Annotated in this window: 20 protein-coding genes and 1 pseudogene; 11 read left to right on the forward strand and 10 right to left on the reverse strand. The window is 57.8% G+C overall.

All coding sequences use genetic code 11. The annotated features are described in order from the left end of the window. Positions 1-4 precede the first annotated feature (4 nt). From yjiA to JK621_RS01660, 6 genes are all read right to left on the reverse strand, one after another. Positions 5-967 carry a GTPase gene (gene yjiA / locus JK621_RS01635; RefSeq protein WP_212558369.1) on the reverse strand — a complete coding sequence of 321 codons (963 nt, stop codon included), beginning with the start codon at positions 965-967 and terminating at the stop codon, positions 5-7. A 22-nt stretch (positions 968-989) separates the two neighbouring features. After that, complete coding sequence (locus JK621_RS01640; RefSeq protein ID WP_004953088.1) at positions 990-1,193, reverse strand: YbdD/YjiX family protein; 204 nt, start codon at positions 1,191-1,193, stop codon at positions 990-992. A gap of 214 nt (positions 1,194-1,407) precedes the next feature. Then, a complete protein-coding gene (locus tag JK621_RS01645; RefSeq protein ID WP_212558370.1) occupies positions 1,408-3,588 on the reverse strand; it encodes a carbon starvation CstA family protein in 2,181 nt (726 codons plus the stop codon). A 282-nt stretch (positions 3,589-3,870) separates the two neighbouring features. Beyond that, positions 3,871-4,572 carry a trehalose-6-phosphate synthase gene (locus tag JK621_RS01650; RefSeq protein WP_212558371.1) on the reverse strand — a complete coding sequence of 234 codons (702 nt, stop codon included), beginning with the start codon at positions 4,570-4,572 and terminating at the stop codon, positions 3,871-3,873. A gap of 14 nt (positions 4,573-4,586) precedes the next feature. Continuing rightward, a complete protein-coding gene (locus JK621_RS01655; protein ID WP_212558372.1) occupies positions 4,587-5,126 on the reverse strand; it encodes a GNAT family N-acetyltransferase in 540 nt (179 codons plus the stop codon). Between the two features lie 35 nt (positions 5,127-5,161). Continuing rightward, positions 5,162-6,541, reverse strand: coding sequence for a glutamine synthetase family protein (locus JK621_RS01660; RefSeq protein ID WP_212558373.1), 1,380 nt, complete (start codon positions 6,539-6,541; stop codon positions 5,162-5,164). A gap of 431 nt (positions 6,542-6,972) precedes the next feature. On the opposite strand from JK621_RS01660, the gene JK621_RS01665 reads away from it, so the two are divergent. Next, complete coding sequence (locus JK621_RS01665; RefSeq protein ID WP_212558374.1) at positions 6,973-9,393, forward strand: patatin-like phospholipase family protein; 2,421 nt, start codon at positions 6,973-6,975, stop codon at positions 9,391-9,393. Positions 9,394-9,465: 72 nt separating this feature from the next. Beyond that, positions 9,466-9,768, forward strand: coding sequence for a hypothetical protein (locus tag JK621_RS01670; protein WP_432761918.1), 303 nt, complete (start codon positions 9,466-9,468; stop codon positions 9,766-9,768). A gap of 31 nt (positions 9,769-9,799) precedes the next feature. On the opposite strand, the gene JK621_RS01675 is transcribed toward JK621_RS01670, so the two are convergent. Together JK621_RS01675 and JK621_RS01680 are read right to left on the reverse strand one after the other, a co-directional pair. Further along, the gene (locus JK621_RS01675; protein WP_212558375.1) at positions 9,800-10,876 is read right to left on the reverse strand and encodes a YncE family protein; all 1,077 of its coding nucleotides are present in this window, start codon (positions 10,874-10,876) and stop codon (positions 9,800-9,802) included. A 330-nt stretch (positions 10,877-11,206) separates the two neighbouring features. After that, positions 11,207-12,025 (reverse strand): AraC family transcriptional regulator, encoded by an 819-nt coding sequence (locus tag JK621_RS01680; protein ID WP_212558376.1) that lies wholly within the window; start codon positions 12,023-12,025, stop codon positions 11,207-11,209. Between the two features lie 114 nt (positions 12,026-12,139). Between JK621_RS01680 and JK621_RS01685 the strand changes: the two genes are divergently transcribed. From JK621_RS01685 to JK621_RS01720, 9 genes and pseudogenes are all read left to right on the forward strand, one after another. Next, positions 12,140-13,018, forward strand: coding sequence for a helix-turn-helix domain-containing protein (locus tag JK621_RS01685; protein ID WP_212558377.1), 879 nt, complete (start codon positions 12,140-12,142; stop codon positions 13,016-13,018). Between the two features lie 298 nt (positions 13,019-13,316). Beyond that, the gene (locus JK621_RS01690) at positions 13,317-14,237 is read left to right on the forward strand and encodes a L,D-transpeptidase family protein (protein ID WP_212558378.1); all 921 of its coding nucleotides are present in this window, start codon (positions 13,317-13,319) and stop codon (positions 14,235-14,237) included. A gap of 384 nt (positions 14,238-14,621) precedes the next feature. Next, the gene (locus tag JK621_RS01695) at positions 14,622-15,554 is read left to right on the forward strand and encodes an Rpn family recombination-promoting nuclease/putative transposase (protein WP_212558379.1); all 933 of its coding nucleotides are present in this window, start codon (positions 14,622-14,624) and stop codon (positions 15,552-15,554) included. Between the two features lie 79 nt (positions 15,555-15,633). Then, positions 15,634-15,762, forward strand: a pseudogene (locus JK621_RS25310) (hypothetical protein); the annotation flags it as partial. 196 nt (positions 15,763-15,958) lie between these two features. Continuing rightward, positions 15,959-16,366, forward strand: coding sequence for an ExbD/TolR family protein (locus JK621_RS01700; protein ID WP_212558380.1), 408 nt, complete (start codon positions 15,959-15,961; stop codon positions 16,364-16,366). 1 nt (position 16,367) lies between these two features. Continuing rightward, positions 16,368-17,105, forward strand: a complete 738-nt coding sequence (locus JK621_RS01705; RefSeq protein ID WP_212558381.1) for an energy transducer TonB — start codon at positions 16,368-16,370, stop codon at positions 17,103-17,105. 41 nt (positions 17,106-17,146) lie between these two features. After that, positions 17,147-19,390, forward strand: coding sequence for a TonB-dependent receptor family protein (locus tag JK621_RS01710; protein ID WP_212558382.1), 2,244 nt, complete (start codon positions 17,147-17,149; stop codon positions 19,388-19,390). Positions 19,391-19,408: 18 nt separating this feature from the next. Continuing rightward, on the forward strand, positions 19,409-20,059 hold the full coding sequence (locus JK621_RS01715) for a MotA/TolQ/ExbB proton channel family protein (RefSeq protein WP_004949824.1): 651 nt from the start codon (positions 19,409-19,411) through the stop codon (positions 20,057-20,059). Then, on the forward strand, positions 20,052-21,302 hold the full coding sequence (locus JK621_RS01720) for a phospholipase D-like domain-containing protein (RefSeq protein WP_212558383.1): 1,251 nt from the start codon (positions 20,052-20,054) through the stop codon (positions 21,300-21,302). Before JK621_RS01715 ends, JK621_RS01720 begins: the two co-directional genes overlap by 8 nt. Positions 21,303-21,342: 40 nt before the next feature. Here JK621_RS01720 and JK621_RS01725 read toward each other — a convergent pair whose 3' ends face one another. Beyond that, positions 21,343-22,452, reverse strand: coding sequence for a P1 family peptidase (locus JK621_RS01725; RefSeq protein WP_212558384.1), 1,110 nt, complete (start codon positions 22,450-22,452; stop codon positions 21,343-21,345). Between the two features lie 2 nt (positions 22,453-22,454). Then, positions 22,455-23,831, reverse strand: coding sequence for an APC family permease (locus tag JK621_RS01730; RefSeq protein ID WP_212558385.1), 1,377 nt, complete (start codon positions 23,829-23,831; stop codon positions 22,455-22,457). Between the last annotated feature and the right edge of the window lie 68 nt (positions 23,832-23,899).

The following is a 23,899-nucleotide window of genomic DNA, read 5'->3' on the forward strand; positions in this document are numbered from 1 at the left end:
AAGGTTATGCCAGGTCGGCAAACCGTGCCCGAATCGTCTCCTCCGGCAAATCCACGCCGATAAACACCAGCGTACTGCGGCGTTCTTCCTCGGACAGCCATTCGCGGTCCCAGTCGGCGTTATACAGCCGTTGCACGCCCTGGAACAGCAGGCGGCGCGGTTCGTCCTTGATCGACAAAATGCCCTTGTAACGCAGCAGGCTGTCGGCGTACTCCAGCAGCAGGCCTTCCATCACTTCGGAAATCTGCATCAGTTCCAGCGGTTGGTCGTGGTACACCACGATCGAGCGGATGTCGTTCTGCGGCTGCGGAATGCGGCGGAACAGCGGGGCGGGCGGCGTCAGGTTCAACCTGTCGTTGAGCGTAAAGCCTTCGATGCCGAACAGCAGGCCCAGGTCGATATCGCCGTGCGTCACTTTATACACCGGCGCGCGGGCGTTCATCAGTTGCAGGCGCTGAGTCAGCGCCTCGCAGTCCGGCGCCACGTCGGTTTTGGTCAGCAGAATGCGGTCGGCGTAGCCCACTTGCGCCTGCGCGATGCTGAACTGGCTCAGTTGTTGATCGGCGTGCGCGGCGTCCACCAGCGTGATGATGCCGTCCAGCAGGAAGCGTTCGCAGATGAGCTCGTGCGAGAAAAAGGTCTGGGTGATCGGGCCGGGATCGGCCATGCCGGTGCATTCGATGATCAGCCGATCGAAGGCCAACTGGCCTTGGTCCACTCCGTCCAGCAGGTCGAGCAGTGCGTCTGCCAGCTCGTTGGCTTTGCTGCAGCAGATGCAGCCGTTGCTCAGGGTGGTGATGCGGCTGGCGCGGTCGCCAATCAGCGCGTTGTCGACAGGCACTTCGCCGAATTCGTTTTCGATAACCGCAATCTTGTAGCCATGGTCGGCGTTCAGAATATGGCGCAGCAGGGTGGTTTTGCCTGCGCCCAAAAAGCCGGTCAGAATGGTGACGGCGATGGGTTTCATGTCGGGTCCTTATTGACTCAAATCAGCAGCAGCGCATGCCGCCTTTGCCGTCGCCGCCGTAGCGGGCCTGCTGGCGTTCGCGGAAAAACTCTTTATAGGTCATCACCGGTTTGTCCGGGTGGTTGTCTTTCATGTGCTGGACGTAGGTATCGTAGTCGGGCACGCCCACCAGCATGCGCGCCGCCTGCCCGAGATACTTACCCGCCTGACCAAGATTACCAAACATAATTCCTCTCTCCCAAATACCCTGCTTACCCTTCGTCTTTCGAACCGCAGCGGTGTTGGCTTCATTCCCGAACCCCAGTCACTTACTTGAGTAAGCTCCTGGGGATTCGCTCATTTGCCGCCTTGCTGCGGCCCGAAATCCTTTGGGTACCGGTTAACGTTCATATCGGTACTGCATAACTGATTTCATTATGCAGGGTATCCGTTAAATCACATCAATGCTGCGGTGAAACTTTGACGTCCCCCTCAGTTACGCCGCTGGAGGGCGCTTCTTCAGGCACCGGCACGTACGGCGTTTCCTGGTCGCTGCGGTTCGGGTTTTTATACGCCGCCATCGCGGTTTTCACCCCGTAGAAGATGATGCTGTACACCACCAGCAGGAACAGAATGCTCAGCCCGGCGTTGGTGTAGTTGTTCACCACGATATGCTGCATGTTCGCCACCTGCTGGGCGCTCAACTCGGCGCCGCTCTCGGCGATTTTGCGTTTGTACTCGCCGGCCTGGAAGAAGAAGCCTTCCAGTTGCGGGTTGTCGCTGAACAGCTTCAGGCCCAGCGCATAGGTGGTGCAAATCAGCAGCCACACCGCCGGTAGCACGGTGACCCAAATGTATTGGGTGCGTTTCATCTTGATCAGCACCACGGTGCCCAACACCAACGCCACGGCCGCCAGCATCTGGTTGGAGATGCCGAACAGCGGCCACAGGCTCTTCACGCCGCCGAGCGGATCGACCACCCCTTGGTACAGCAGGTAACCCCACAGCCCCACGCAACCGGCGGTGCCGACGATACCGGCCACCAGCGAGTCGGTTTTTTTCAGGAAGGGCGCAAAGTTGCCCATCAAGTCCTGCAGCATAAAGCGGCCGGAACGGGTGCCGGCGTCCAGCGCGGTCAGGATAAACAGCGCCTCGAACAGAATGCCGAAGTGATACCAGAAGCCCATATTGGCGCCCGGGATGATCTGGTGGAACACGTGGGCGATGCCCACCGCCAACGTTGGCGCGCCACCGGCGCGGTTCAGCACCGAAGGTTCGCCGATGTCTTTGGCGGTTTGCAGGATCTGTTCCGGGCTGATGACGAAGCCCCAGGAACTGACGGTCGCCGCCGCGTGGGCGGTCACATCTTTGAGCGACGCCATGATCATCGGCGCGTCTTCGGTGCCCAGACGGTGCAGGTCCGGCATGGTGATGCCCAATGCCGCCGGTGGAGTGTTCATGGCGAAGTACAGGCCAGGTTCGATGATCGAGGCCGCCACCAGCGCCATGATGGCGACGAAGGATTCCATCAGCATCGCGCCGTAACCGATAAAGCGCGCGTCTTTTTCATTGGCCAGCAGCTTCGGCGTGGTGCCGGAAGCGATCAACGCATGGAAGCCGGAAACCGCGCCGCAGGCGATGGTAATGAACAGGAACGGGAACACCGAGCCTTTCCACACCGGGCCGGTGCCGTCGACAAACTGCGTCACCGCCGGCATTTTCAGCTCGGGGTTGAGGATCACGATGCCAATCGCCAGCCCGACAATCACGCCAATCTTCAGGAAGGTGGCCAGATAATCGCGCGGCGCCAGGATCAGCCACACCGGCAGCAGGGCGGAGACGAACGCATAGCCAATCAGCGTGAAGGTGATGGTGGTGTCTTTAAAGGTCAGCGCCGGGCCCCAGTACGGGTCCTGGGCGATCACGCCGCCGAACCAGATGGAAGCCACCAGCAGCACGATGCCAATCACCGACACTTCGCCCACCCGGCCGGGGCGCAGGAAGCGCATGTAAATGCCCATGAACAGCGCGATCGGCACGGTGGCGCAGACGGTGAACACGCCCCACGGGCTTTCCGCCAGGGCCTTCACCACGATCAGGGCCAGCACCGCCAGGATGATGATCATGATCAGGAAGCAGCCGAACAGCGCGATGGTGCCCGGCACCGGACCCATTTCCTTTTTGATGATCTCGCCGAGCGAAGCGCCGTTGCGGCGCGAGGAGATGAACAGCACCATAAAGTCCTGCACCGCCCCCGCCAGCACCACGCCGCCCAGCAACCACAGCGTGCCGGGCAGGTAACCGACCTGCGCCGCCAGTACCGGGCCGACCAGCGGGCCTGCGCCGGCAATGGCGGCGAAGTGGTGGCCGAACAGCACGTTCTTGTTGGTCGGCACGTAGTTCAGGCCGTCGTTGTTGACCACCGCCGGGGTGGCGCGGAAGGCGTCCAGCTTCATTACTTTGGTGGCGATATACAGGCTGTAATACCGGTACGCCACCAGATACACCGCTACCGACGCGACGATGATCCACAGCGCGCTGATGTGTTCGCCACGGCGCAGCGCAACCACGCCCAGGCAGGAAGCACCGAGTATCCCCAGTAGCATCCATGGAATGTGTTTTAAAATCCCCTCTCGGTTCATGAGGTGTCCTTAATATTCTAATCTGCAAAAAAATGAGTGAGTTAATCCGCTTATAAGATGTTTCAGGCGTGTGGCCGGGGTGCGGATAACGGTAGCGTTGTCCCCCCAGGGGCAGGGACGGGTTTGGCAACAGCTCATCATTGCGGGTTAGGGAAAGGGAAGACATGTGAATTTCAGTCAGCGGTTCAATACGCAGGCTGAACGGTCGGAAATGCAGGGTGAACGGTTACCGCATTGGCAACACCGCTACGACGGAGGATGTTGCCCATGCGGCAGCCTGAATCAGTAAATCTTCCTGGCGTTGATCCCGGCCGGGAAGATGCCGGTGGCGAAGATGTGCCCGTTAACCTGCAACTGGTCGTCGGGCAACATCTCCAGCGGGTATTCGCCGGCCAGATAGCTGAGGAAGTTATTGCGGTCGTCAAGCGACTGAAAGCCGATCAGATCGTAGAAAAACAGCGACTCGATTAACCCGCGGTGTTCGGGGATTTGCCTGAGCAGCGCCACCGACGGGAACGGCAGGTGGAAAAAGAACGCGCTCGGGTTCAGCAACCCCTGTTCCTTCAGCGCCTGGCCGCAGGGCAGCAACTGGTAATCATCGATGCAGATGATGTCGCCGGGGCAAACATACTCGCAGGCGATGTCGGCGAAATGCAGGTTGAGCTGCCGGTAAGCCTGGTAATTCTCCGGCGTGAAATGCGCTTTCTCCGGCTGGTTGTGGAATACCGGCCACAGGCCATCGTGATAGTAACCCTGATAGTGGCGGCAAAACTCGTCTATCGACAGCGGGAAGGTCACTTGCTCATAGCCGACGTTGTGCCGATAGTTGACCGGACGCTCGCCAAAGTTTTGCACGTCGCCGTTCCAGCCCAGCCACAATCCCCGATCCGCCTCATTCGCGCCGTCGGGCGCAAGGGCCTGCGTGGCGCAGGCCAGATCCTTGCTGTCACATTGTTTATTCGAGATCAAAACCAAACGGGACATGGGGTTTTCCTTACTCAGTGCACAGACTGGGGGATATTGAGTGCGCCGCAGGGCCGATCCATCGCGGGTTGCGTGATGGTCCACACCTTGTCTGGCTGGTTGATCGGTTCATAGCCTGCCTTGGCGTACAGCCATGGCGCCTGGCTGGCGTAGAGCATGATGCGGTGCAGCCCGCTCATGAGCGGATGTTCCAGGCAACTGTGCATCAGCCATTGCCCCAGCCCGTTGCCGCGGTATTCGGCAGTGATAAACACGTCGCTCAACCAGGCGAAGGTGGCGTGGTCCGTCACCACCCGGGCAAAACCGATCTGGCGTTTTTTTCGGTACAGGCCGAAGCACAGACTGTGGCGAATGGCGTGCTCCAGCGTGGCGCGATCGATGCCCTGCGCCCAGTGCGAATGGCGGAGAAAATGATGAATAAAATCGATGTCCAATAGCCGGCGATCGGTGCTGATCGTCAAGGCACCTTTATGCCAGGAGAATAGCGGCCCATCATTTACTGCGTTCGGCTGATTATCATTGTCGGCGATTACCGACCAAGGTTGATGCTTCATCGTCGTCCTCTGTGCATTGCCAATAAATAAGGTCGTTACAGCATCCAGCTTATTTCCGCCTCGGTGACCTGTTCTTCGAAACGGCGCAATTCGGCGGTTTTGCAGGTGTGCCACAGTGCGGTAAACGCCGGGCCGAGCGTTTCGCGCAGCGGCAGGCTTTGCCGAAACAGCGTTAGCGCTTCTTGCTGGTTAAGCGGCAGCGCCGCTGCGTCGTCGTTTTCATACCCGTTGCCGCAGGCCGCCGGGGGCAGCGGCAGGGCGTGCTCTAGCCCGTACAGCATGCCGCTCAGCATCGCCGCCACCGCCAGATAAGGGTTGGCGTCGGCGCCGGCCAGCCGGTATTCGATCCGTTGATTGGCGCTGTCGGCGCAGGGCAGGCGCAGCGCCACCGTGCGGTTGTTATGGCCCCAGGAGGCGCGCAGCGGCACGTGCATGCCTGGGCGGAAACGGCGAAACGCATTGATGTTCGGCGCGAATATCGCCATCGAGGCCGGCATCAGCGCCAGCATCCCGGCCATCACCTGCGTCATGGCGGCGCTCAGCTCACCCGGCGTGCCGGCCAACAGGTTGTGGCCCTGTTCATCCTGCAGGCTGATATGAAAATGCAGACCGCTGCCGGCGGCCTGCGCGCAGGGCTTGGCCATAAAGCAGGCGTGCTGGCGGTGTTTTTCCGCCATCTGGCGCGTCAGCCGTTTCAGGGCCAACACCTGGTCGCAGGCTTCCAGCACCCGCGGGCTATGGTGCAGGTTCAACTCATACTGGCCGGAGGCGGCCTCGGCCACGATCCCCGTCAACGGCAGCGCCTGCAACCGGGCCTGATGCTCAATTTCATTGAGCAGCGCATGGTGGCGCTCCGGCGCATCGACAGAAAAACTCTGCGTTGGGCTGTGGCCGGCCTCGGCGGGCTGTTGCTGCGGATCGTGCAGATAAAACTCCAGCTCGGCCGCCACCACCGGGTAATAGCCTTTGGCATGCAACCGCCCGAGCACCTGTTGCAGTACGACGCGCGGTTCCAGTTCGCAGGCGTCGCCATCGGCATTTTGCATCGTCAGCAGCAGTTGGGCATGGCGTTGCGGATCGCGGGCGCAGGGCCGCAGCGTGCCGGGCACCGGCAGGCACAACCGATCCGGCTCGCCCGCCTGCTGGCCCAGCCCGCTTTCTTCGATCACCCGCCCGCCGAGATCCATGGCGTAAATCGACAACGGGAAATAGCAGCCCTTATCCAGCGAAAACAGTTCGGCGACCGGCAGCCGCTTGCCGCGAAACTGGCCATTCAGATCGTTGAGATAAATATCGACGTGTTCGGTCTGCGGGTAGCGTTGTAAATACTGTTCAACTTCTTTGCGAAACGAGCGCGACCGCGAGGCGGGAATATCCGCCAGCAGAGGGTTGAAACCGATAATATTAGAATACATGGCGGCCCCCGAGCTTAATGAAAAACGGGGATTCAATAATAAACAAGGCAGGGTATAAACACATGAGGCATCCGTCTCGTGAGGCCATAGCGGCGATGTAATGATGTTATCCGCGCCCCCGGAAACTGTCTGTAAAAACGCCGTAACTTTACCTGTCATCGAGATAAAAATGGCGTAAAAATACCGTTTTTAGATTTTTTAACGTAGAAAATTGCAGCGGGAAGGATATTCGGTATTTTTGTTTTTTATTCCTTTGCTAATCTATATCTTGCTACTAAATCTAAGGCATTGAATTGTCTTTCTGTGCAATGTTCTATTGGCGTTTTTTTCTGTCCTGGCGGTATCTTATTGCCTTGCACTGACACTTTTTACTTTTTATCGCTAAAAGCTATGTTTGTTGTTATGGCAAGGTGAGTCAGGAGTGCGTAATAATGAGCCCCGTTTACGAGCAAGGAAATAATAATCCGCATCAGGAAGAAATAAAGTGTGATGAGCAGGCGGTGAAACTGCGTAGAGAAAAAGCGGGAATAAGTGAAGATGTGCCTGTCTACGCTATTGCACTTTCTGGAGGGGGCATTCGCAGTGCGACTTTCAGCCTTGGTTTGTTGCGAGCGTTGGCGAAAAATAAAATTTTACACCGTTTCGATTATATGTCGACAGTGTCTGGCGGTGGTTATATTGGTGGTGCGGTGGGGCGGCTTTATGACAATAAGCAGAACGCTGAAAAAGTCGAGGAGGGGTTGAAAGACGATCGCTCGTTGCTGCTGTGGTGGCTAAGGAATAATGGTCGTTATCTGATACCCGCCGGGCTTCGCGACAAGGGGCAGGCTATTGCGTATGTGCTGCGCGGGCTATTGGCATCTCATTTTGAAGCGGCGACGCTGATCCTGTTTTTAGCGGCTCTGACGCTTTGGCCGACGTTGTTTGCAAGCCTGAGCGAGCCAAATAAATTTTCTGTAACGGGTATCTGGCTCTGGTTAGCCCTATTGCCTGCACTTTTCGCTGCCTATCAAATTTCGGCTTATTGGCTGGTGCGCCCACGGGGGAAAGAAAAAGGGAAGGATAGGCAGTATATCGACGGCAATATTAATATTGCCGATGCGTTTTTGGTCGGGCTGGCCATGCTGGTTGGTGTTATCGTTGTGTATTATCATTTGGGGGGCTTTGGGGGGATAATTGTTGCCCTTTTCCTCATCATCCCCATGCTCGCGGCAATACGGCATGTTTTATTTTATCGCCAGGGGGAAAAAGTAACGGCTGCCGAGATGCGTTTAACGCATACGGAGAGGCTCTCTTACGCGTTAGGTGTCATTGCCGTTTTTTTGTTTCTGTTCGTTGTTGAAGTATCTGCTTACGCTTTAAAAGCGCATTCCGTCTATTTGTCGGGGTGGCTTTTTTCCTCATCTGCGCTGATGGTCCTGATTTTTAGACTCGGCCAGTTGAATAAAACCGGCTTCTTAAAATGGTTGAAAAAGGCAGGCGTATTCCCGGTGCTTAGTATTGTGGGTTATGCAGTTTTGTTATTGATGCTGATTGGCTGCGTGATTTTATTGCGTATGCTGCTGTCTGGTGTCGCCAGCTTACGTATCGCGCTGGAACCGCATTGGATTATGTTTATCGCGGATACGACATTTATCTTTCTTATATTTATTTTTTTCTATTTATCAAAAAATAATATAGCCGTGCTGAATCTCTCTTCAATGCACAATCTGTACCGTGCCCGGTTGGAACGAGCCTATGTTTCCGTCGGCAATTACGCTGGCAAAGCATTCCAGGGGCCACGTTTCCCATGTTCTCCACTGATGAAATATGACCGAAAGTGGGTTGAAGGAACCAGCCGGCTCACCGAGACGCGTTCCGGCGATGATGTGTCGTTGGGGCAATATCGGCCACATCTTTACGGTGGGCCTATTCATTTGATCAATTGTTGTATTAACCAAACTGTGGATGATCGCACCGGCAATTATAATGCCGACCGTAAAGGCGTCTCGCTGACGCTCAGTGCTCTGGGGGTTGAGATTGGGACTTCTTGTCCGCAACGTCATGACCTTCAATATGTTAAAGATGAATGCTTGTCGAAATGGCTGGCTATCTCCGGCGCAGCGGCGGCGACCGGAATGGGATCTCGCACCAAAGGGGGGATTGCAGCGTTGCTGTTTATCTCGGGGTTGCGTTTGGGTTATTGGAATAAAAGCCTGCTCTCTGCCCCGGGGAAAAACGAACGGTGCGAAGAAAAGGGAAGAAAAAGAACAAAATTTGAAGCATGGGCGAGTCGCTGCCCACGGCAATCCGCCATTGTTGGAGAAATGTTTGCGCAATTTCCCGGCTTGAACAGTGAGAATTGGTATATTTCCGATGGCGGCCATTTTGATAACACCGGCGTCTATGCATTGCTGAAACGCAGGGTGTCACTTATCGTCCTGGCGGATTGTGGTGCAGATCCGGCATATGGTTACGAGGATGTGGAAAACCTGGTGCGAAAGGCGAAAATAGATTACGCGACGTTTATCGAGTTTGTGGACAATACCCGGGTTCAAGCGTCGTTTGCATCTTTATTTACCACCCCAGAGATGTTGACCACGGAGCCGAATCCGGCTCCCTTTTTGCTTGCAAGGGTGGTTTACCCCGACAGACCGCAACCTGGCGTGCTGATCGTGGTTAAGCCGCATCTGGTAGATCCATTGCCGCTGGATGTTGATCAATATGCGAAGAGGAATCACGTATTCCCGCAGCAAACCACGGGGGACCAGTTTTTTGACGAAGCACAATGGGAGGCTTACCATCAATTGGGGCTTCTGTTGGGGGAATCGTTAACCGAAGAGGTGCTGGCGAAAGCGCATAGCTGGATTTAATCAAGCCAGTGCTATCCCTGCGGGGCTAATTATTCATCATTATCGTGCGGGATCATTATGTCAGTGTGCAAGATGCTTATTATTCTCGCTTCTTTTGTTGCCTTCAACGCGGCAGCCTCGTCCGAAGCGGCCTGGGCCAAGGGCGATAAAGCGATGCAGGCTGCCTGCCTGAAGGCCAGCGGATTGAAAGCGGCCAAAGCCGCCGGTGCGATCGTTCATTATGATGACCAAATCGGCTACTCGGCGTTGTTGATCGGCGGGCGCTACCCGCAGCCGTTCATGAAGAACAAGCCGGGCAAAGAGCTGTGCCTCTATCAGCGGGCGACCCAAAAGGCGGTAGTTCAGGAAGCCGACGGGTTTCTGGGTAAGCCGTAGTGTGGGGGCGCAGAAGCGCCCCCGGTCTTGATTATTTCAACGCGATACGAATCACGTCATCCGGATCCGTGGCTTCTTTTTCGCGGCTGGAGGCCTGCTTGACGCTGACGTACAGCGTCTGGCCATCCGGTGACAGCGCCAGGCTGTTCGGGTGGGTCGGCGTCTTGAAGGTGTTCAGCAGCGTGTAACTTTTGGCGTCAATCACGCTCACTTCGCCCGCCTTGCGGTGGGTCACGTAAACTTCATTGCGCGCCGGGTTGAACAACACCGCCAGCGATTCCGGTACCTCGATTTTGCTCAGGACGGTGCCGTCGCGGGTATCGACAACCAGCACCTGCGCCTGCTTGGAGTCGGTGATAAACGCGCGGTGGGTGGCCGGATCCAGGCTGAGGTTCAAGAAGAAGTGCTCTTTGGCTTCATCCAGCTTTTTGCGGGTGAGTACCTTATTGGTTTTGGTGTCGATAGTCACCAGCTCGCCGTCGGCGTTGGTCACATACAGGCGGCCGGCTGCGGCGTCCAACGCCAGGCCGGTGCCGTATTTACCGGTATCGGTGATGGTGGCGCGCAGGGTGAGATCTTTACCGTCCACTACCCAGACCACGCTGGATTCACCCAGCCCGGTAATGTACAGCGTGTCGGTCGCGGCGTCGGCTACCAGCTCACGCGGCGCCAGCGGTTTTACCGTCTCGGTGCGTTGGCGGGCATCCAGCACCAGGCGGCCTTTCACTTCGCCGGTCTTGGCGTCGATAGCGGTCACCGAGCTGTTTACCGTGTTGCCGAAGAACAGCGTATCGGTTTTGCCGTTAATCGCGGCGCCAAAAGGTTTGATGTCGTTGTGAATGACCTGGGTGATGCCCAGCGTCTTGGGATCCAGCCGATAAACCACGCCGCCCTTGTCCTGCTTGCGGCTTTGCGAAGTCGCCAGGTACAGCGCGTTTTCGCTCTGGCTGTACACCATCTCGTAAGCGCCTTTAGCTACAGGCTTGCGCAGCAGCTCAGGTTCGCCCTGGGCGAGCAGCGGGGCGGAGAACAGCATTGACGTGAGCAGCAGCAGCGGGAAGGTGGCACGTGCGCCAAAGCGGCGGCTGGTGGTGGTGGCAGAATTCATAACCTCTCCATGGAGTTAACAAAGCATATCGCCCACAGGGCAGTTGCCCTGGAGCCAGGAAAGCTCAACATTGAATAAAGGGAAATCCGGCCGGTCGCGTCGTGGCGCGCCGATCCTTGTATTTGCGAATAATAATCATTATTTATTCGGAAGGGGAGTTATTTCGGCAGGTGCGGGGGGAAATCACAATGTGGAGGGGGGCCGCTGCCATCCGTGTTTCGATCACCCCGGCAAGCGGAAGAGAGGCGGTGCTGGGTGAGCCGGATTCCACCTGACGGTGTTTTACGATTTCTGATGTTTTCCGCAGGCCGGCGCCGATGACGGCCTTTTTTACATCGCTATTCCGCTGACCGCCACCGGGTCTGCGGCGTTCCTCTCCGCCAGATAGCGCGCCGGCGGTTTGCCTACCGCTTTTCTAAACATAGTGACAAAGCCGCTGGCGCTCTCATAGCCCAGATCCAGCGCCACCTTCTGCACGCTGTCGCCCTTGGTCAGCCGTTGCAGCGCCAGCATCACGTGCAACTGGCGGCGCCAGTGGCCGAAGCTCATGCCCATTTGCTGCTGCAGGGTGCGGTTGAGGGAGCGTTCGCTCATGCCGATGCGCTGTGCCCATTGGCTCAGGGTGGCTTTGTCCGCTGGGTTGGCCAGCAGCCGTTCGGTCAGTTGGCGAATGCGCACGTCCTGAGAGACCGGCAAATGCAGATTCTCGATCGGCGCATTAACCACCTGGTCCAGCAGCACTGCGGTCAGCCGCCCTTCCGGGCCCTGCTCGTCATAGAGCGGATCGAACCCGCTGGCCTGCAACAGCAGCTCGCGCAGCAACGGCGACACCGCCAGCGTGCAGCAATGGGTGGGCAGGCCGGCGATAGCGTCCTGATCGACAAACAGGCAATAGCATTCGGTGTCGCCGGCCCCCTGGGCGTTATGCAGCACGTTGCTCGGCATCCAAAGCGCGCACTGCGGCGGCACCAGCCACAGGCCGTTTTCCGCCTCGCAGCGGATCATGCCGCGCACCGTATAAATCAGCTGCGCCTTGCGGTGGCGGTGATGGGCCATCTCCCAGTCGCTGCTGATGGTGGAGCCCTGAACGGCGAAAATCGCCCGCGGTACCTGATCGATGTCGAAACGCGGTTCGGTAAGAACTGGCATGAGAATTATTCTCAATTTGGCGTGATTGAAAAACATTATGTCCTGATTGTGCAATGCGGTCTAGCGCCGTAGTCGATAAAGTAAGCGCCAGCTTTAGCACTTCGAGGGGGCGCAATGTATCAGCAACAGGTAATCACTCAACTGCTGGCCTGGATTGAGCAAAATCTCGACCAGCCTCTGACGCTGGACGATATCGCCGCCAAATCCGGTTACTCCAAATGGCATCTGCAGCGGCTGTTCAAGCAGTTAACCGGCCACGTTCTGGGGACCTACGCCCGGCGCAGAAGGCTGAGCGCCGCTGCGCGCGAGTTGCGGCTCACCCACATCAGCGTGGCCTGCATTGCCGATAAGTACCAGTTTGATTCCCAGCAGACCTTCACCCGCTGTTTCAAAAAGCAGTTCGGTTTGCCGCCGGCCGGCTATCGCCGCAGTCCGGATTGGGCCAGCCACGGCATGCAGCCACCGCTGCGTTTGAGCGAAGGGCCGTTGCCGCAGGCGGACATCGTTACCCTGCCTGCCATGCAACTGGTGGGGCGCTCCCAGCGTGGCAACTGCACTCTGGGGCAACTGCCGCATTCGAAACACGAGTTGCGTCAACACGCCTGGCGCCAGATGGTGCGCACGCAAGCCGAGCCGCCGGCGGTGGTATACGGCCTCACCAGCCTGGAGGCGGACAGCCGCCAACGCGGCGGCAAGCGCATTGTCTATACCGTGGCGCTGGCGGATGAGCAGGCGGAAGGCGAGACGGTGATCATCGAGCAAGGCGACTACGCCAGTTTTGTCTATCAGGGCAGGGCGGAGGAATTGCAAAACTTTATCGCCCGTCTGTACGATACCGCGATCCCGATGATGAAAGCGGTGCGGCGGCCGGGGCAGGATATCGAGCGCTTTTACCCGGCGGCGGGTGGCGTTTGCAACGGAGCAAACACGGCGATCCGTTGTGAATACCTGATCCCCATACGCCGAATGACGCCGCCAGACGTCGCGATTTAGCGGCGTTTTTCACAATAAGTCATCTTCCTACCGCAGCAGGTTACAAAAAAGTGCGTCATGACACAGGGAATGTTTCGCACTTAGGTCAATGTGCACATATAATGCGCATCCGGTCAGCCCTTCGTCTTTCAAGCTGCAGCGTTGTTGGCTGCTTGCGTTCACCCCGGTCGCTTACCTGAGTAAGCTCACGGGGAGCCGCGCACTTGCCGCCTAGCCGCAACTTGAAATCCATTAGGGCAAACGATGGCCGAAAATAACCTATATCAATAATCTGCCAGTGGCTACGACCAACACGAAGATGAAAATGAACATTCGCGCGTTATTAACCCTGTGTACGGCGCTGGTTGCATTCAGCCAGACTGCCCTCGCCGTCGTATACCCTTTGCCTGCCAAAGACAGCCGTCTGGTCGGTGAAAACATCCAAATCACCGTACCCGAAGACAGCAAGCTGCCGCTGGAGAGCTTTGCCGCTCAATACCAGATGGGCCTGAGCAATATGCTGGAAGCCAACCCGGGCGTGGATCCGTTCCTGCCGAAAGCGGGCAGCACCCTGACCATCCCGCAGCAGTTGATCCTGCCGGATGCACCGCGTGAAGGCATCATCATCAACAGCGCCGAGATGCGTCTGTACTACTACCCGAAAGGCACCAATACCGTGATCGTGTTGCCAATCGGTATCGGCCAGTTGGGTAAAGACACCCCGCTGAACTGGATTACCTCGGTGCAGCGCAAAAAAGACGGCCCAACCTGGACGCCAACCGCCAAGATGCGTGAAGAATACGCGGCAGACGGCGAGATCCTGCCGGCGGTGTTCCCGGCCGGTCCGGACAACCCGATGGGCCTGTATGCGCTGTACGTTGGCCGCCTGTATGCGATCCACGGCACCAACGCCAACTTCGGTATCGGCCTGCGCGTGAGCCACGGCTGTGTGCGTCTGCGTGCTGACGACATCAAATACCTGTTCGACAACGTGCCGGTCGGCACCCGCGTGCAGTTTATCAACGAGCCGGTGAAAGCCACCGTTGAGCCGGACGGTTCCCGTTACGTGGAAGTGCACAACCCACTTTCCGCGAACGAAGAAGAGCTGAAGTCCAAAGATCCGGTGCCGTTAACCATTTCTGCGCCAGTGGGCAAAGTGGTGATGGATCCTGCCGTTAACCAGAGCGAAGTGGACGCGGCGATCAAAGCGCGTTCCGGTATGCCGGTTAAAGTGAACTGATTGATTCGGTGATGTGAAAAAGACGCCTTAGGGCGTCTTTTTTTATATCACTATTTTTAATAAAAGGAGTTTTCTCTATCGGCGTCTGCCAATGGATAATATTTTTCAGAAACAACGCTGCTTTTTCATCTTCACTAAATTTAGGTGAGGGGTTTATTGTGATGAGTATTTTTAAATAAATTAAATCCCAATGAATGGATTGGTTAAGTGACTGTTTTATTTGTGATAATATTATGTTTTTGTTGAGCTAATTAATGGGTTTTCTGGCTTTAATAACCGATTTTCATTATTGTCTTACGCAATCAGTTTACTGCTCTCGCTAATATAATCTGGCAGATGCTTGTGATAATGTGAAATCAAATAATATTCAAAGGCTATCAGCCAATGAAAAAGAAAAACAGTACGCCAACGCCCCACGATGCGACATTCCGTCAGTTTTTGACGCAACCGGAGATTGCCCGCGACTTCATGGATATTCATCTTCCGCCAGAACTGCGTGCTGTCTGCGACCTCAATACGTTGAAATTGGAGTCCGGCTCTTTTGTCGAAGATGACCTTCGCCAGTATTTCAGCGATGTGCTCTACAGCCTGAAAACTACCTCTGGGGATGAGGGTTATGTTCACGTACTTATTGAGCACCAGTCTACTCCAGATAAGCACATGGCCTTCAGGCTCATCAGGTACGCGGTAGCGGCTATGCAGAGACACTTGGATGCCGGTCACGAAAAATTGCCGATGGTGATACCGGTCCTGTTCTATACCGGCAAGCGCACCCCGTATCCCTATTCCACCAACTGGCTGCAGGAGTTTGATAATCCGGAGCTGGCGGGAAAGCTGTATGCAGATGAATTTCCGCTGGTTGATGTGACGGTTATCCCCGATGACGAGATCATGGAGCATCGCAGCATGGCCGCGCTGACCCTGTTGCAGAAACATATTCGGCAGAGAGACCTGGCAGAGCTGACGGACAGATTGGCCACCATCCTGCTGGGGGGGTATCTGTCTTCGCCACAGGTGATTTCGCTGATACACTATATTCTTCAGGCCGGAGAAGCGTCTAATGCTGAAGCCTTTGTACGCGAATTGGCATTGCGGGTACCGGAACATGAGGATGAACTAATGAGTATTGCACAACAGCTTGAACAGAAAGGGATCGAGAAGGGTATTCAGCTTGGTGAACAGCGCGGTATTGAGAAAGGGCGTCAAGAAGGTGTGCTTGCGGTTGCCCGCTCCATGCTGGCGAACGGTATCGATCGCGACTCGGTAATGAAAATAACCGGTTTGACGGCTGACGAGTTGGCAAAAATCCGTCATTAATTCTGCGATCCACTCACCCGAGGGGCAGGATTTTGTCATCGATCTGAGAAGGCCAGATATCTTTTGCCGCGAAACGTCAAAAAGGGAGTCTGGTGCAAAACTGCCGGGCGGCCCGTCCCTCAAACACCTTTCTCTGGTACAAAAGCACGGTCTGAAGATCTTGCTGTCAAGTGTCACGATAATCACAACTTACCTGCCTATAGATTAACCTCTATAAATCTCCCTTCGTCATTATTCCACTAAAAACCATCACCAATTAATGAGTTATATAATCACCCCGACCAGTTGCTGGCTGGGAATATTATCTCAAATTATGTTCACTGTGATAATAACATCACAAAAGCGTAACGAAAGGTAAACAAAGGCCTCCTATATTGTCTGCTTTGCTTTTGGGAGGGAGTGCCATGCGTAACTGGAACGAACCGAAAAAGAACAAGGCGCACATCGAGTTGATTCCCATGATCGACGTGATGATGTTTTTGCTGGTGTTTTTTGTGCTGATTAGCCTGAACGTGATCCCGGCGCTGGGGCTGAAAACCCAGTTGCCCTCTGCCGGCAGCGCTCAGCAACTGAAGCCGCAGAAGAAGGCGATCATCACGCTGGGGGCTGAAGAACAATTGCAGCTGGACGGCCACCCGGTAGCGCTTAACGCGCTGGTCAGTACGCTCAAACAGCAGCAGCAGGAAAACCAGACCACCACCATTATCGTCAACAGTGACAAGGGCGTTGCGGTGGAGCGGCTGGTGGCGGTGATGGATAACCTGCGTCAGGGCGGATTCTATTCCGTCTCTATCGCCACACGGAAGCTGTGACATGTATCTGCTCTATCGTTCACGTCACCTTTTCAGCTGGCTGCCGGCGCTGATCGTGGCGGGCTGTTTGCTGTTCGCCAGCCAGCAGGCGGCGCTGAAAATCCAGCCACGCTATGACGACACCACCATGGAACTGGCGCTGGTCGAGCCGGAGCCTGAACCTCAGCCGGAACCGCCGGTGGAAACGCCGCCACAACCCGAACCCCCGCCGCCGGAGCCGGAACCCATTCCTGAGCCGGTAGTACCGGCCCCTGAGCCCGTTATCGAAGCCAAGCCGGTGCCAAAACCGCAGCCGAAGCCGAAACCTAAGCCGGTGAAAGAAAAAGCCAAACCGGTAGAGAAGGCCAAACCCGTTGCCGCTCCCGTAGCGCCAAGAGCATTAGTCAGCAAACCGGCGGCAGTAACCGCCCCGGCCGCACCGAAGGTCAACGCCCAGGCGATCGAAAACGGTTATTTGCAGGCACTGCGCCGCGAGCTGGAACAGCGCAAGCGTTACCCGAGCGGACGGCAGGCTTCGCTCGAACGGCCGCAGGGCAACGTCGAGGTCTGGCTGGAGGTCGATCGCAGTGGCCGTGTGCTCTCTTCCGGCATCGCCGGCAAGGCTGCCAGCATGCTGCTGAACCGCGCGGCGATGAGCAGTTTACAAAGTATCAGCCAGGTGAAGCCGTTCCCGAGCGACGCTTTTGCCGGGCAAACGACAAAACGATTTTCAGCCACGTTCAATTATCAGGCGCCTTAGCGACCTGGCATAACAGTTTGATTCTTTAGGGGATGGAAACAATGAAGTCTTTCAATCGATCTGGGATTTATCTGGCGGTGATGTCGGCGATGCTGCCGGGCGCGGCGCTGGCGGCGGACGCCACCGACGTCGGTACCATCAGCGTGAAGGGGCAGTCGCTGGGCGGCGGCATGATGGTGCAGGACGACAGCGCCAAGGCGCGCTCCACCGTCACCAAAGAGGCGATGGACAAAATGCCCGCGGCGGCCAACGCCATCGACAAGCTGAAGTACACGCCGGGCCTGAACGTCAACAGCAACGACGCCAGCGGCCTGAGCGGCGTCGATTACACCATGCGCGGCATGAACTCGGATCAGATTGGCCTGTCGATGGACGGTATCCCGATCAACGACTCCGGCAACTATGCGGTTTACCCGAACCTGCTGGGCGACTCGGAAAACCTGGAAGAAGTGTTCGTCACCCAGGGATCCTCCGAGGTGGACGGCCCGCATATCGGCTCCAGCGGCGGCAATATCGGCATGGTAACGCGCCGCCCGGCAAAAGATTTCGGCGGTTTCGTCAAGCAGACGCTGGGCAGCAACAACCTGAGTAAGACCTTTGCCCGTTTGGAAACCGGCGAGTACAACGGTTTCAGCAACTGGCTCTCCTACTCGCATACCGAGGCGAAAAAGTGGCGCGGTGAAGGGCGCAACTATTCCGATAAGTTCGAAATGAACTCGCTGTACGAAGACGGCAACGGCAACAGCAGCAATCTGATCATGAAGTACAACCGTCAAAATAACGTCAACTACAACACCCTGAGCAAGGCGCAGTTCGAAAGCGACGGGCGTGATACCGACTATGCCACCACGCCGGAATACAACAGCAAGGGCCAGTTGAACAAGTACTACAAGCTCAACCGCAACCCGTTCGATACCTTCACCCTGTCATTCACCCAAAAATTGCAGCTGCGCGACAATCTGTCGCTGACCCTGCAGCCGTATTATTACTGGGGCAACGGCGGCAGCTTCACCGGCCAGACGGCGTCGGTGCTGTCCAAAACGTCGGACAAGGCCGGGCAGTACGATCTCAGCAATTTGCAGTCCAACACCTATTACCGCCCATCCTGGACCCAGACCTGGCGCCCCGGGATTACCACCAAGTTGAAGTGGGACATCAACGACCAGCACAGCCTGGATATCGGCTACTGGTATGAACGTGCGCGTCAGTTGCAGACCCAGCCGTTTATCGGCATCAAGGACGACGGCAACCCGGCGCAGATTTCGGGCAAACCGGGCGGTTCCGATCAGGTGCAGGATGCCAACGGCAACACCGTGCAAGGCCGTAACCAATACACCATCACCCCGGCGCAGAAAGTGTGGCTGCAGGATACCTGGTACGCCACGCCAGACTGGACCTTCGTCGGCGGGCTGGCCTATCAGTACGTGGAACGTAAAGGGGACAACCGGGGCAGCCTGTACAACGTGCCGGAGAAGCGCGATGCCACTTACCACGAGTTCCTGCCGAACTTCAGCGCCAGCTACAAGCTGAACCAGGAAAATCAGGTGTTCTATAACCTGACGCGCAACATGCGCACTCCACCGAACTACGTGCTGTACAACGTCGGCGACTCGATCAGCACCAAGCCGGAGTTGAGCTGGAACCACGAGCTGGGCTGGCGTTTCCAGCAGGAAGACATGCTGATGAGCGCCACGCTGTTCTATATGCGCTACAGCGATCGTCAAATCTCCACCACCAACTCGTCCGGCGACTACGAGATGATGAACATCGGCAACGTAGAGAACAAGGGGCTGGAGCTGGAGTGGAGTGGCCAACTGCCGCACAACTTTAATTACTACACCTCATACACCTATACCCAGTCGAAGCAGAAGAGCGACATCGTCAGCAACGGCGGTTTGCCGCTGCCGACGTCCGGCAAAGAGGTGCCGAATGTGCCGAAAAACCTGCTGAACATGACGCTGGGCTACGACGACGGCCTGTATTACGGCAGCGTCAGCGGCAAATACGTCAGTTCGTTCTACGGCGATCTGACCAACGACGAGAAGATCGGCGGCCGCACGGTGTTCGATCTGGCGGCGGGGGTGCATTTGCCGGTGGACAAGAAAATCATCAAAAGTGCAGCGCTGCGCTTTGGCGTCAGCAACCTGTTTGACAAGGAATACCTGACCTCGGTACGTACCACCACCTTCAACGCAGCGCCTTATGGCGGCGTGAAAGCCAGTACGCCGTATTACAACGTCGGGGAAGAACGTACCTTCAGCGTATCGCTGGAAGCCACCTTTTAACTAATTCGAGGCTAAATGATGAATGCCAATCTGTTGCACGACATTATTTTCTACGTGATGTACGCCGCGCTGGCGATTGCGCTGGTGATCATTATCGAACGCGCGCTGTATTTCGCCTACACCCAGCGCCAGGCCCGTCGTCTGGAGCAGGCGCTGACACCGGACGTGCATCGCGCCGCCGATCTGCCGGACGAACTGACCCAGCGCAACAGCCTGCCGCTGGCGGTGATCGCGCCGGTACTGGAGCAGAAGCACCGCGCCGGTGACCGCGAAGCGATAGGCGATCTGGTCGACGCGCAGTACCTGTTGAGCAAACCGCTGATGGCGCGTGGCCTGTGGCTGCTGGAAACCATCGTTACCGCCGCTCCGCTGCTGGGGCTGTTGGGGACGGTGATGGGGATTATCGAAACCTTTAAGGCGCTGGCCGCTTCCGGGGTGTCGGAGCCGAGCCTGGTGTCTGCCGGGATGGGGACCGCGCTGTACGCCACCGGGCTGGGGATCGCCATCGCGCTGCTGTGCCTGGTGGGCAACAACTACCTGCAAAGCCGCATGGAGCGCATCAACGAACTGCTGAAGGTGCTGTTGATCCGTGCCGGTGCGCCGGCCAGCCGCCCGGAAAACGGCAGCCGCGAGCAATGGGTTGACAGTGAGGCGCCGCGCTATGCCTAATGGCCATCAACCACGGCGGCCATTTGGCCGCCTTTACACGGCGTTATGGGGTGGCTGTCTGTTGATGTTGAGCCAGAGTGCGGCGGCGCGTTTTGATATTCCCGGCTATGAGCTGGTGTATACCGCGCCGGTGGAAACCGCGTTGCGGGCGGATGACCTGCGCAACACCGCCGAGGTGTGGCAGCAGATGTTCGATGCGGCGAAAACCCGCATCGATCTGGGGCAGTTTTATGTGGCGAACCAACAGGGTTCGCTGCTGGACGGCGTGCTGCAACACCTGAAAGCGGCGGGTGAGCGCGGGGTAAAAATCCGTTTTCTGATGGAAGAGAAGGGGATACGCATCTCCACCCCGGAGACGCTGGAACAGCTGAAGGCGATCCCCAACCTGGAGCTGCGCATTATTCCTTACCAGCGGTTGAGCGGCGGCATCCTGCATGCCAAATACCTGCTGGTGGACGGCGAGCAGGCGTTTGTCGGTAGCCAGAACTTCGACTGGCGGGCGCTGGAACATATTCATGAAACCGGGCTGCGCATCAGCGATGCCGGGGTTGTCGGGCAGATCCAGGCGATCTTCGAGCAGGACTGGCGGGCGCAGGCGTTGCTGACGGCGGATAAACCGGTGCCGGAGCTGGCGTATCAGCCCACGGCGGCAACGCCGCAGGGCAACTATCTGGTCGCCAGCCCGCGTGCCTATAACCCGGCCGGCGTGATTGACTCGCAGGTTGAGCTGCCGCGCCTGCTGGCGGGCGCCAAACAGCGGGTGCGGGTGCAGGTGATGGACTATGCGCCGTTGTCGTATGGCCCGGAGCACAGCCGGCCTTATTACGCTGTCATCGACAATGCCCTGCGCAGCGCCGCCGCGCGCGGCGTGCAGATCGAGCTGATGGTGGCCAACTGGAACACCAAAAAACCGGATATCGCCTGGCTGAAAAGCCTGGCGCTGGTGCCGAACGTGCAGATAAAGGTGGTGACCATTCCGCCGGCAAGCCACGGATTTATCCCGTTCGCCCGGGTGATCCACAGCAAGCTGATGACTATCGACGGCGAAACCGCCTGGGTGGGCACCAGCAACTGGACCGGCGGCTATCTGGATAACTCGCGCAACCTGGAACTGGTGCTGCACAGCCCGGCGATGAGCCAGCGGCTGGACAACCTCTATAGCCAGTTGTGGGACAGCGTTTACGCCGAACCGCTAAAACTGGATTACGACTATCCGCCACCCAAGCCGGGCGGCGAGTCCTGATGCATCGTGGGCGCGGGCAACCGGCGCCCGCGATAACCTTTCACCGCCGCCAGCCGGCCTTCTCCAGTGCGATAAGCAACTGCTCCGCGCTTAGCCCTTCCGCCCGATGGCCGTTGCCGGAAAGGGTATTGGCCGCCAGCAGGGCATTGATTATCGCCTCTTCCACCGCGTCGGCCGCCGCCGCAAACAGATCGGAAATGTAATCGTTATTCACCATGCGCAACGGGGTAGTGAACGCGCCTTTGTTGGCGTAGTCGGCGGGGGGCAGGCCGTCGTTGCCGGTGGCGAAGGCGAGAAAAATATCGCCGCTCGAGTCCTCGGTGCCGCCGCCGGTCCGGGCTATGCCGATACTGGCGCGCTGGGCCAGGCGGGTACACTGATGCGGCAACAGCGGCGCGTCGGTAGCGAGCGTAACGACGATCGACCCCATGCCGGGATGCGGCAGTTGCGGGGTGAACGGCGAGTGGATATGCCCCAGATGGCGGCCCACCGGATATCCACCCACCAACAGCGATGCGCGTTTACCGTGGTTGGCCTGCACGATGGCACCCACCGTCCAGCCGCCGCGATCGGCAGGCAGGCGGCGCGAAGCGGTGCCGATACCGCCTTTGAATTCATGGCAGATCATGCCGCTGCCGCCACCTACCGCTCCTTCCTGTGGCAGCCCGTCATGCGCTGCCTGCAAGGCCTGCCGCACGTGATCGGGTTTGACGTGAAAACCGTTGATGTCGTTCAGCAGACCGTCGAAGGTTTCCATCACCACCGGCATGCTCCAGTACACCGCGTCGTCACCCGGCGGCAAGGCTTCGCGTTCCAGCGCGATCAGTCTGTCGCGCACGACGCCGACGCTGTGGGTGTTGGTGAAGGCGATCGGGCTGGTGAGCAGGCCGGCTTCGCGGATCCACTCCAGGCCGGTGGCGTCGCCGTTGCCGTTAAGCACGTGAACGCCGGCAAAGCAGGGTGACTGCCGCGCCTGGCCGCTACGCGGTTCGATCACCGTGACGCCGGTGCGCACGCTGCGGCCATCGGCCAGATCGGCGTGGATGCCGGCGTGGCCGACGCGAACGCCGGGCACGTCGGTGATGGCGTTCAGCGGACCGGGCGTGCCCTGTCCGATGATAATCCCCAACTCCTGAGCGCGTTGCGACATGGCTATTCTCCTTCAATCGAGGGTTCAACAAGGGGGGCGGCCTGCCGGTTGCGCATGTAGCTCAGCGTCAGACCAAAACAGAGGATGCCGGCAATGATAATAAAGTCTTTCAGGCTGCTGGCGATTAAAATTGTCCACAGTACGTACAGGCAGCCGAGCAAGGCGATCACCACCGGCAGCGGCCACAGCGGCATCAGGTACGGGTGATGGAAGCGCGCCCGGCGGCGGCTGATCAGCGCGGCTACCGCCATGATGATGTATACCAACAGCAGCAGGATCACGGTAAAGGAGGTCAGATCGCCAAGGTTGGAGCAAAAGGCCAGCAGCGCCGAGGGGATGCCGAACAGCAGGGTGGCGATCCATGGCGTGCCGAAGCGAGGATGGATTTTTTTCAACGCCCGATTCACCTGCGGGAGCCAAAAGCCATCACGCCCGCTGGAGAACATCATCCGGCTGAACTGTGCCACGATGGCGATAATGGCGTTGAACACCGACAGGTAAATCGCGCCGCTGACCACTCGCGCCAGCGTCGGGCCGCCCAGTTGGCTGACCACATAGCCGACCGGATCGGCCTGTTTGGCCATGTCGGCTAACGAGGGCGCGCCGATCAGCAGAGCGGTGAAGGGCAATAGCTCGACCAGCACCACGATCGCCAGCGTCAGCATGATGGCGGTTGCCATAGGTTTGCCCTGTTCACGCATATCCTCCGCCATATACACCGCCGCCCCGTAGCCGTTGTAGGAAAACAGCGCGACGCCGACCATGGCGACGATCAAGGGCACGGAAACCGGCGACAAAACCCCTTCGAGATTGAGCATGACCGGTGCGGTGAGTATGTCTGCGCTCTGGTGCGGATTGCTGAACCCCAGCCAGGCGATCAATCCCAGCACCGCGACCTCGACCACCAGGAAGGTGCCGGTCAGCAGGGCGTTGGCTTTGATATTGAAAATGGCGCAGCCGCCGCCGATCAGGATGGTGATCATGCCGGCGGTGGAGGCGTCGAGTTGGGTACCCAACGCGGTGTTCAGATAGGGCACTGCACCGGTGGCCAGCACTGCCGGCACAAACAGCGCGGCGCTGAGGATAAACAAATAGGTTTGCAGCCCGCACAGGGTGCCGAACAACCGTTTGATAATGCTGTATTCGCCGCCGGCGCTGGGGTGGGCGGCACCTAGCTCGGCGTAACACAGGGCGATGGTCGCGGCGATAAAGGCGGCGATCAGGAATGAGATAAAAGCGCCGCTGCCGGCGCTGGCGATCGCCAGTGGGGCAATGACGAAGATCGAGCTGGCCGGCGTGACGCCGGAGGCGGTAATCATCACCACATCCAGGACGCTGAGATTGCCTTTGAATTTATGTTCTGGTGCGGGCTCTTTCATTCAATACCCCATTAACAACGCGTTGGTGAGTTATGTTGCGGGCGGCGATCGTGCGGTAGAGCATTGCG

This window comes from Serratia plymuthica (genome assembly GCF_018336935.1).
Classification (GTDB): Bacteria; Pseudomonadota; Gammaproteobacteria; order Enterobacterales; family Enterobacteriaceae; genus Serratia; species Serratia plymuthica_B.

Coding starts and splice junctions, on each gene's coding strand:
- yjiA (WP_212558369.1), bottom strand. CDS start 967: ATGAAACCCATCGCCGTCACCATTCTGACCGGCTTTTTGGGCGCAGGC.
- JK621_RS01640 (WP_004953088.1), bottom strand. CDS start 1,193: ATGTTTGGTAATCTTGGTCAGGCGGGTAAGTATCTCGGGCAGGCGGCG.
- JK621_RS01645 (WP_212558370.1), bottom strand. CDS start 3,588: ATGAACCGAGAGGGGATTTTAAAACACATTCCATGGATGCTACTGGGG.
- JK621_RS01650 (WP_212558371.1), bottom strand. CDS start 4,572: ATGTCCCGTTTGGTTTTGATCTCGAATAAACAATGTGACAGCAAGGAT.
- JK621_RS01655 (WP_212558372.1), bottom strand. CDS start 5,126: ATGAAGCATCAACCTTGGTCGGTAATCGCCGACAATGATAATCAGCCG.
- JK621_RS01660 (WP_212558373.1), bottom strand. CDS start 6,541: ATGTATTCTAATATTATCGGTTTCAACCCTCTGCTGGCGGATATTCCC.
- JK621_RS01665 (WP_212558374.1), top strand. CDS start 6,973: ATGAGCCCCGTTTACGAGCAAGGAAATAATAATCCGCATCAGGAAGAA.
- JK621_RS01670 (WP_432761918.1), top strand. CDS start 9,466: ATGCTTATTATTCTCGCTTCTTTTGTTGCCTTCAACGCGGCAGCCTCG.
- JK621_RS01675 (WP_212558375.1), bottom strand. CDS start 10,876: ATGAATTCTGCCACCACCACCAGCCGCCGCTTTGGCGCACGTGCCACC.
- JK621_RS01680 (WP_212558376.1), bottom strand. CDS start 12,025: ATGCCAGTTCTTACCGAACCGCGTTTCGACATCGATCAGGTACCGCGG.
- JK621_RS01685 (WP_212558377.1), top strand. CDS start 12,140: ATGTATCAGCAACAGGTAATCACTCAACTGCTGGCCTGGATTGAGCAA.
- JK621_RS01690 (WP_212558378.1), top strand. CDS start 13,317: ATGAAAATGAACATTCGCGCGTTATTAACCCTGTGTACGGCGCTGGTT.
- JK621_RS01695 (WP_212558379.1), top strand. CDS start 14,622: ATGAAAAAGAAAAACAGTACGCCAACGCCCCACGATGCGACATTCCGT.
- JK621_RS01700 (WP_212558380.1), top strand. CDS start 15,959: ATGCGTAACTGGAACGAACCGAAAAAGAACAAGGCGCACATCGAGTTG.
- JK621_RS01705 (WP_212558381.1), top strand. CDS start 16,368: ATGTATCTGCTCTATCGTTCACGTCACCTTTTCAGCTGGCTGCCGGCG.
- JK621_RS01710 (WP_212558382.1), top strand. CDS start 17,147: ATGAAGTCTTTCAATCGATCTGGGATTTATCTGGCGGTGATGTCGGCG.
- JK621_RS01715 (WP_004949824.1), top strand. CDS start 19,409: ATGAATGCCAATCTGTTGCACGACATTATTTTCTACGTGATGTACGCC.
- JK621_RS01720 (WP_212558383.1), top strand. CDS start 20,052: ATGCCTAATGGCCATCAACCACGGCGGCCATTTGGCCGCCTTTACACG.
- JK621_RS01725 (WP_212558384.1), bottom strand. CDS start 22,452: ATGTCGCAACGCGCTCAGGAGTTGGGGATTATCATCGGACAGGGCACG.
- JK621_RS01730 (WP_212558385.1), bottom strand. CDS start 23,831: ATGAAAGAGCCCGCACCAGAACATAAATTCAAAGGCAATCTCAGCGTC.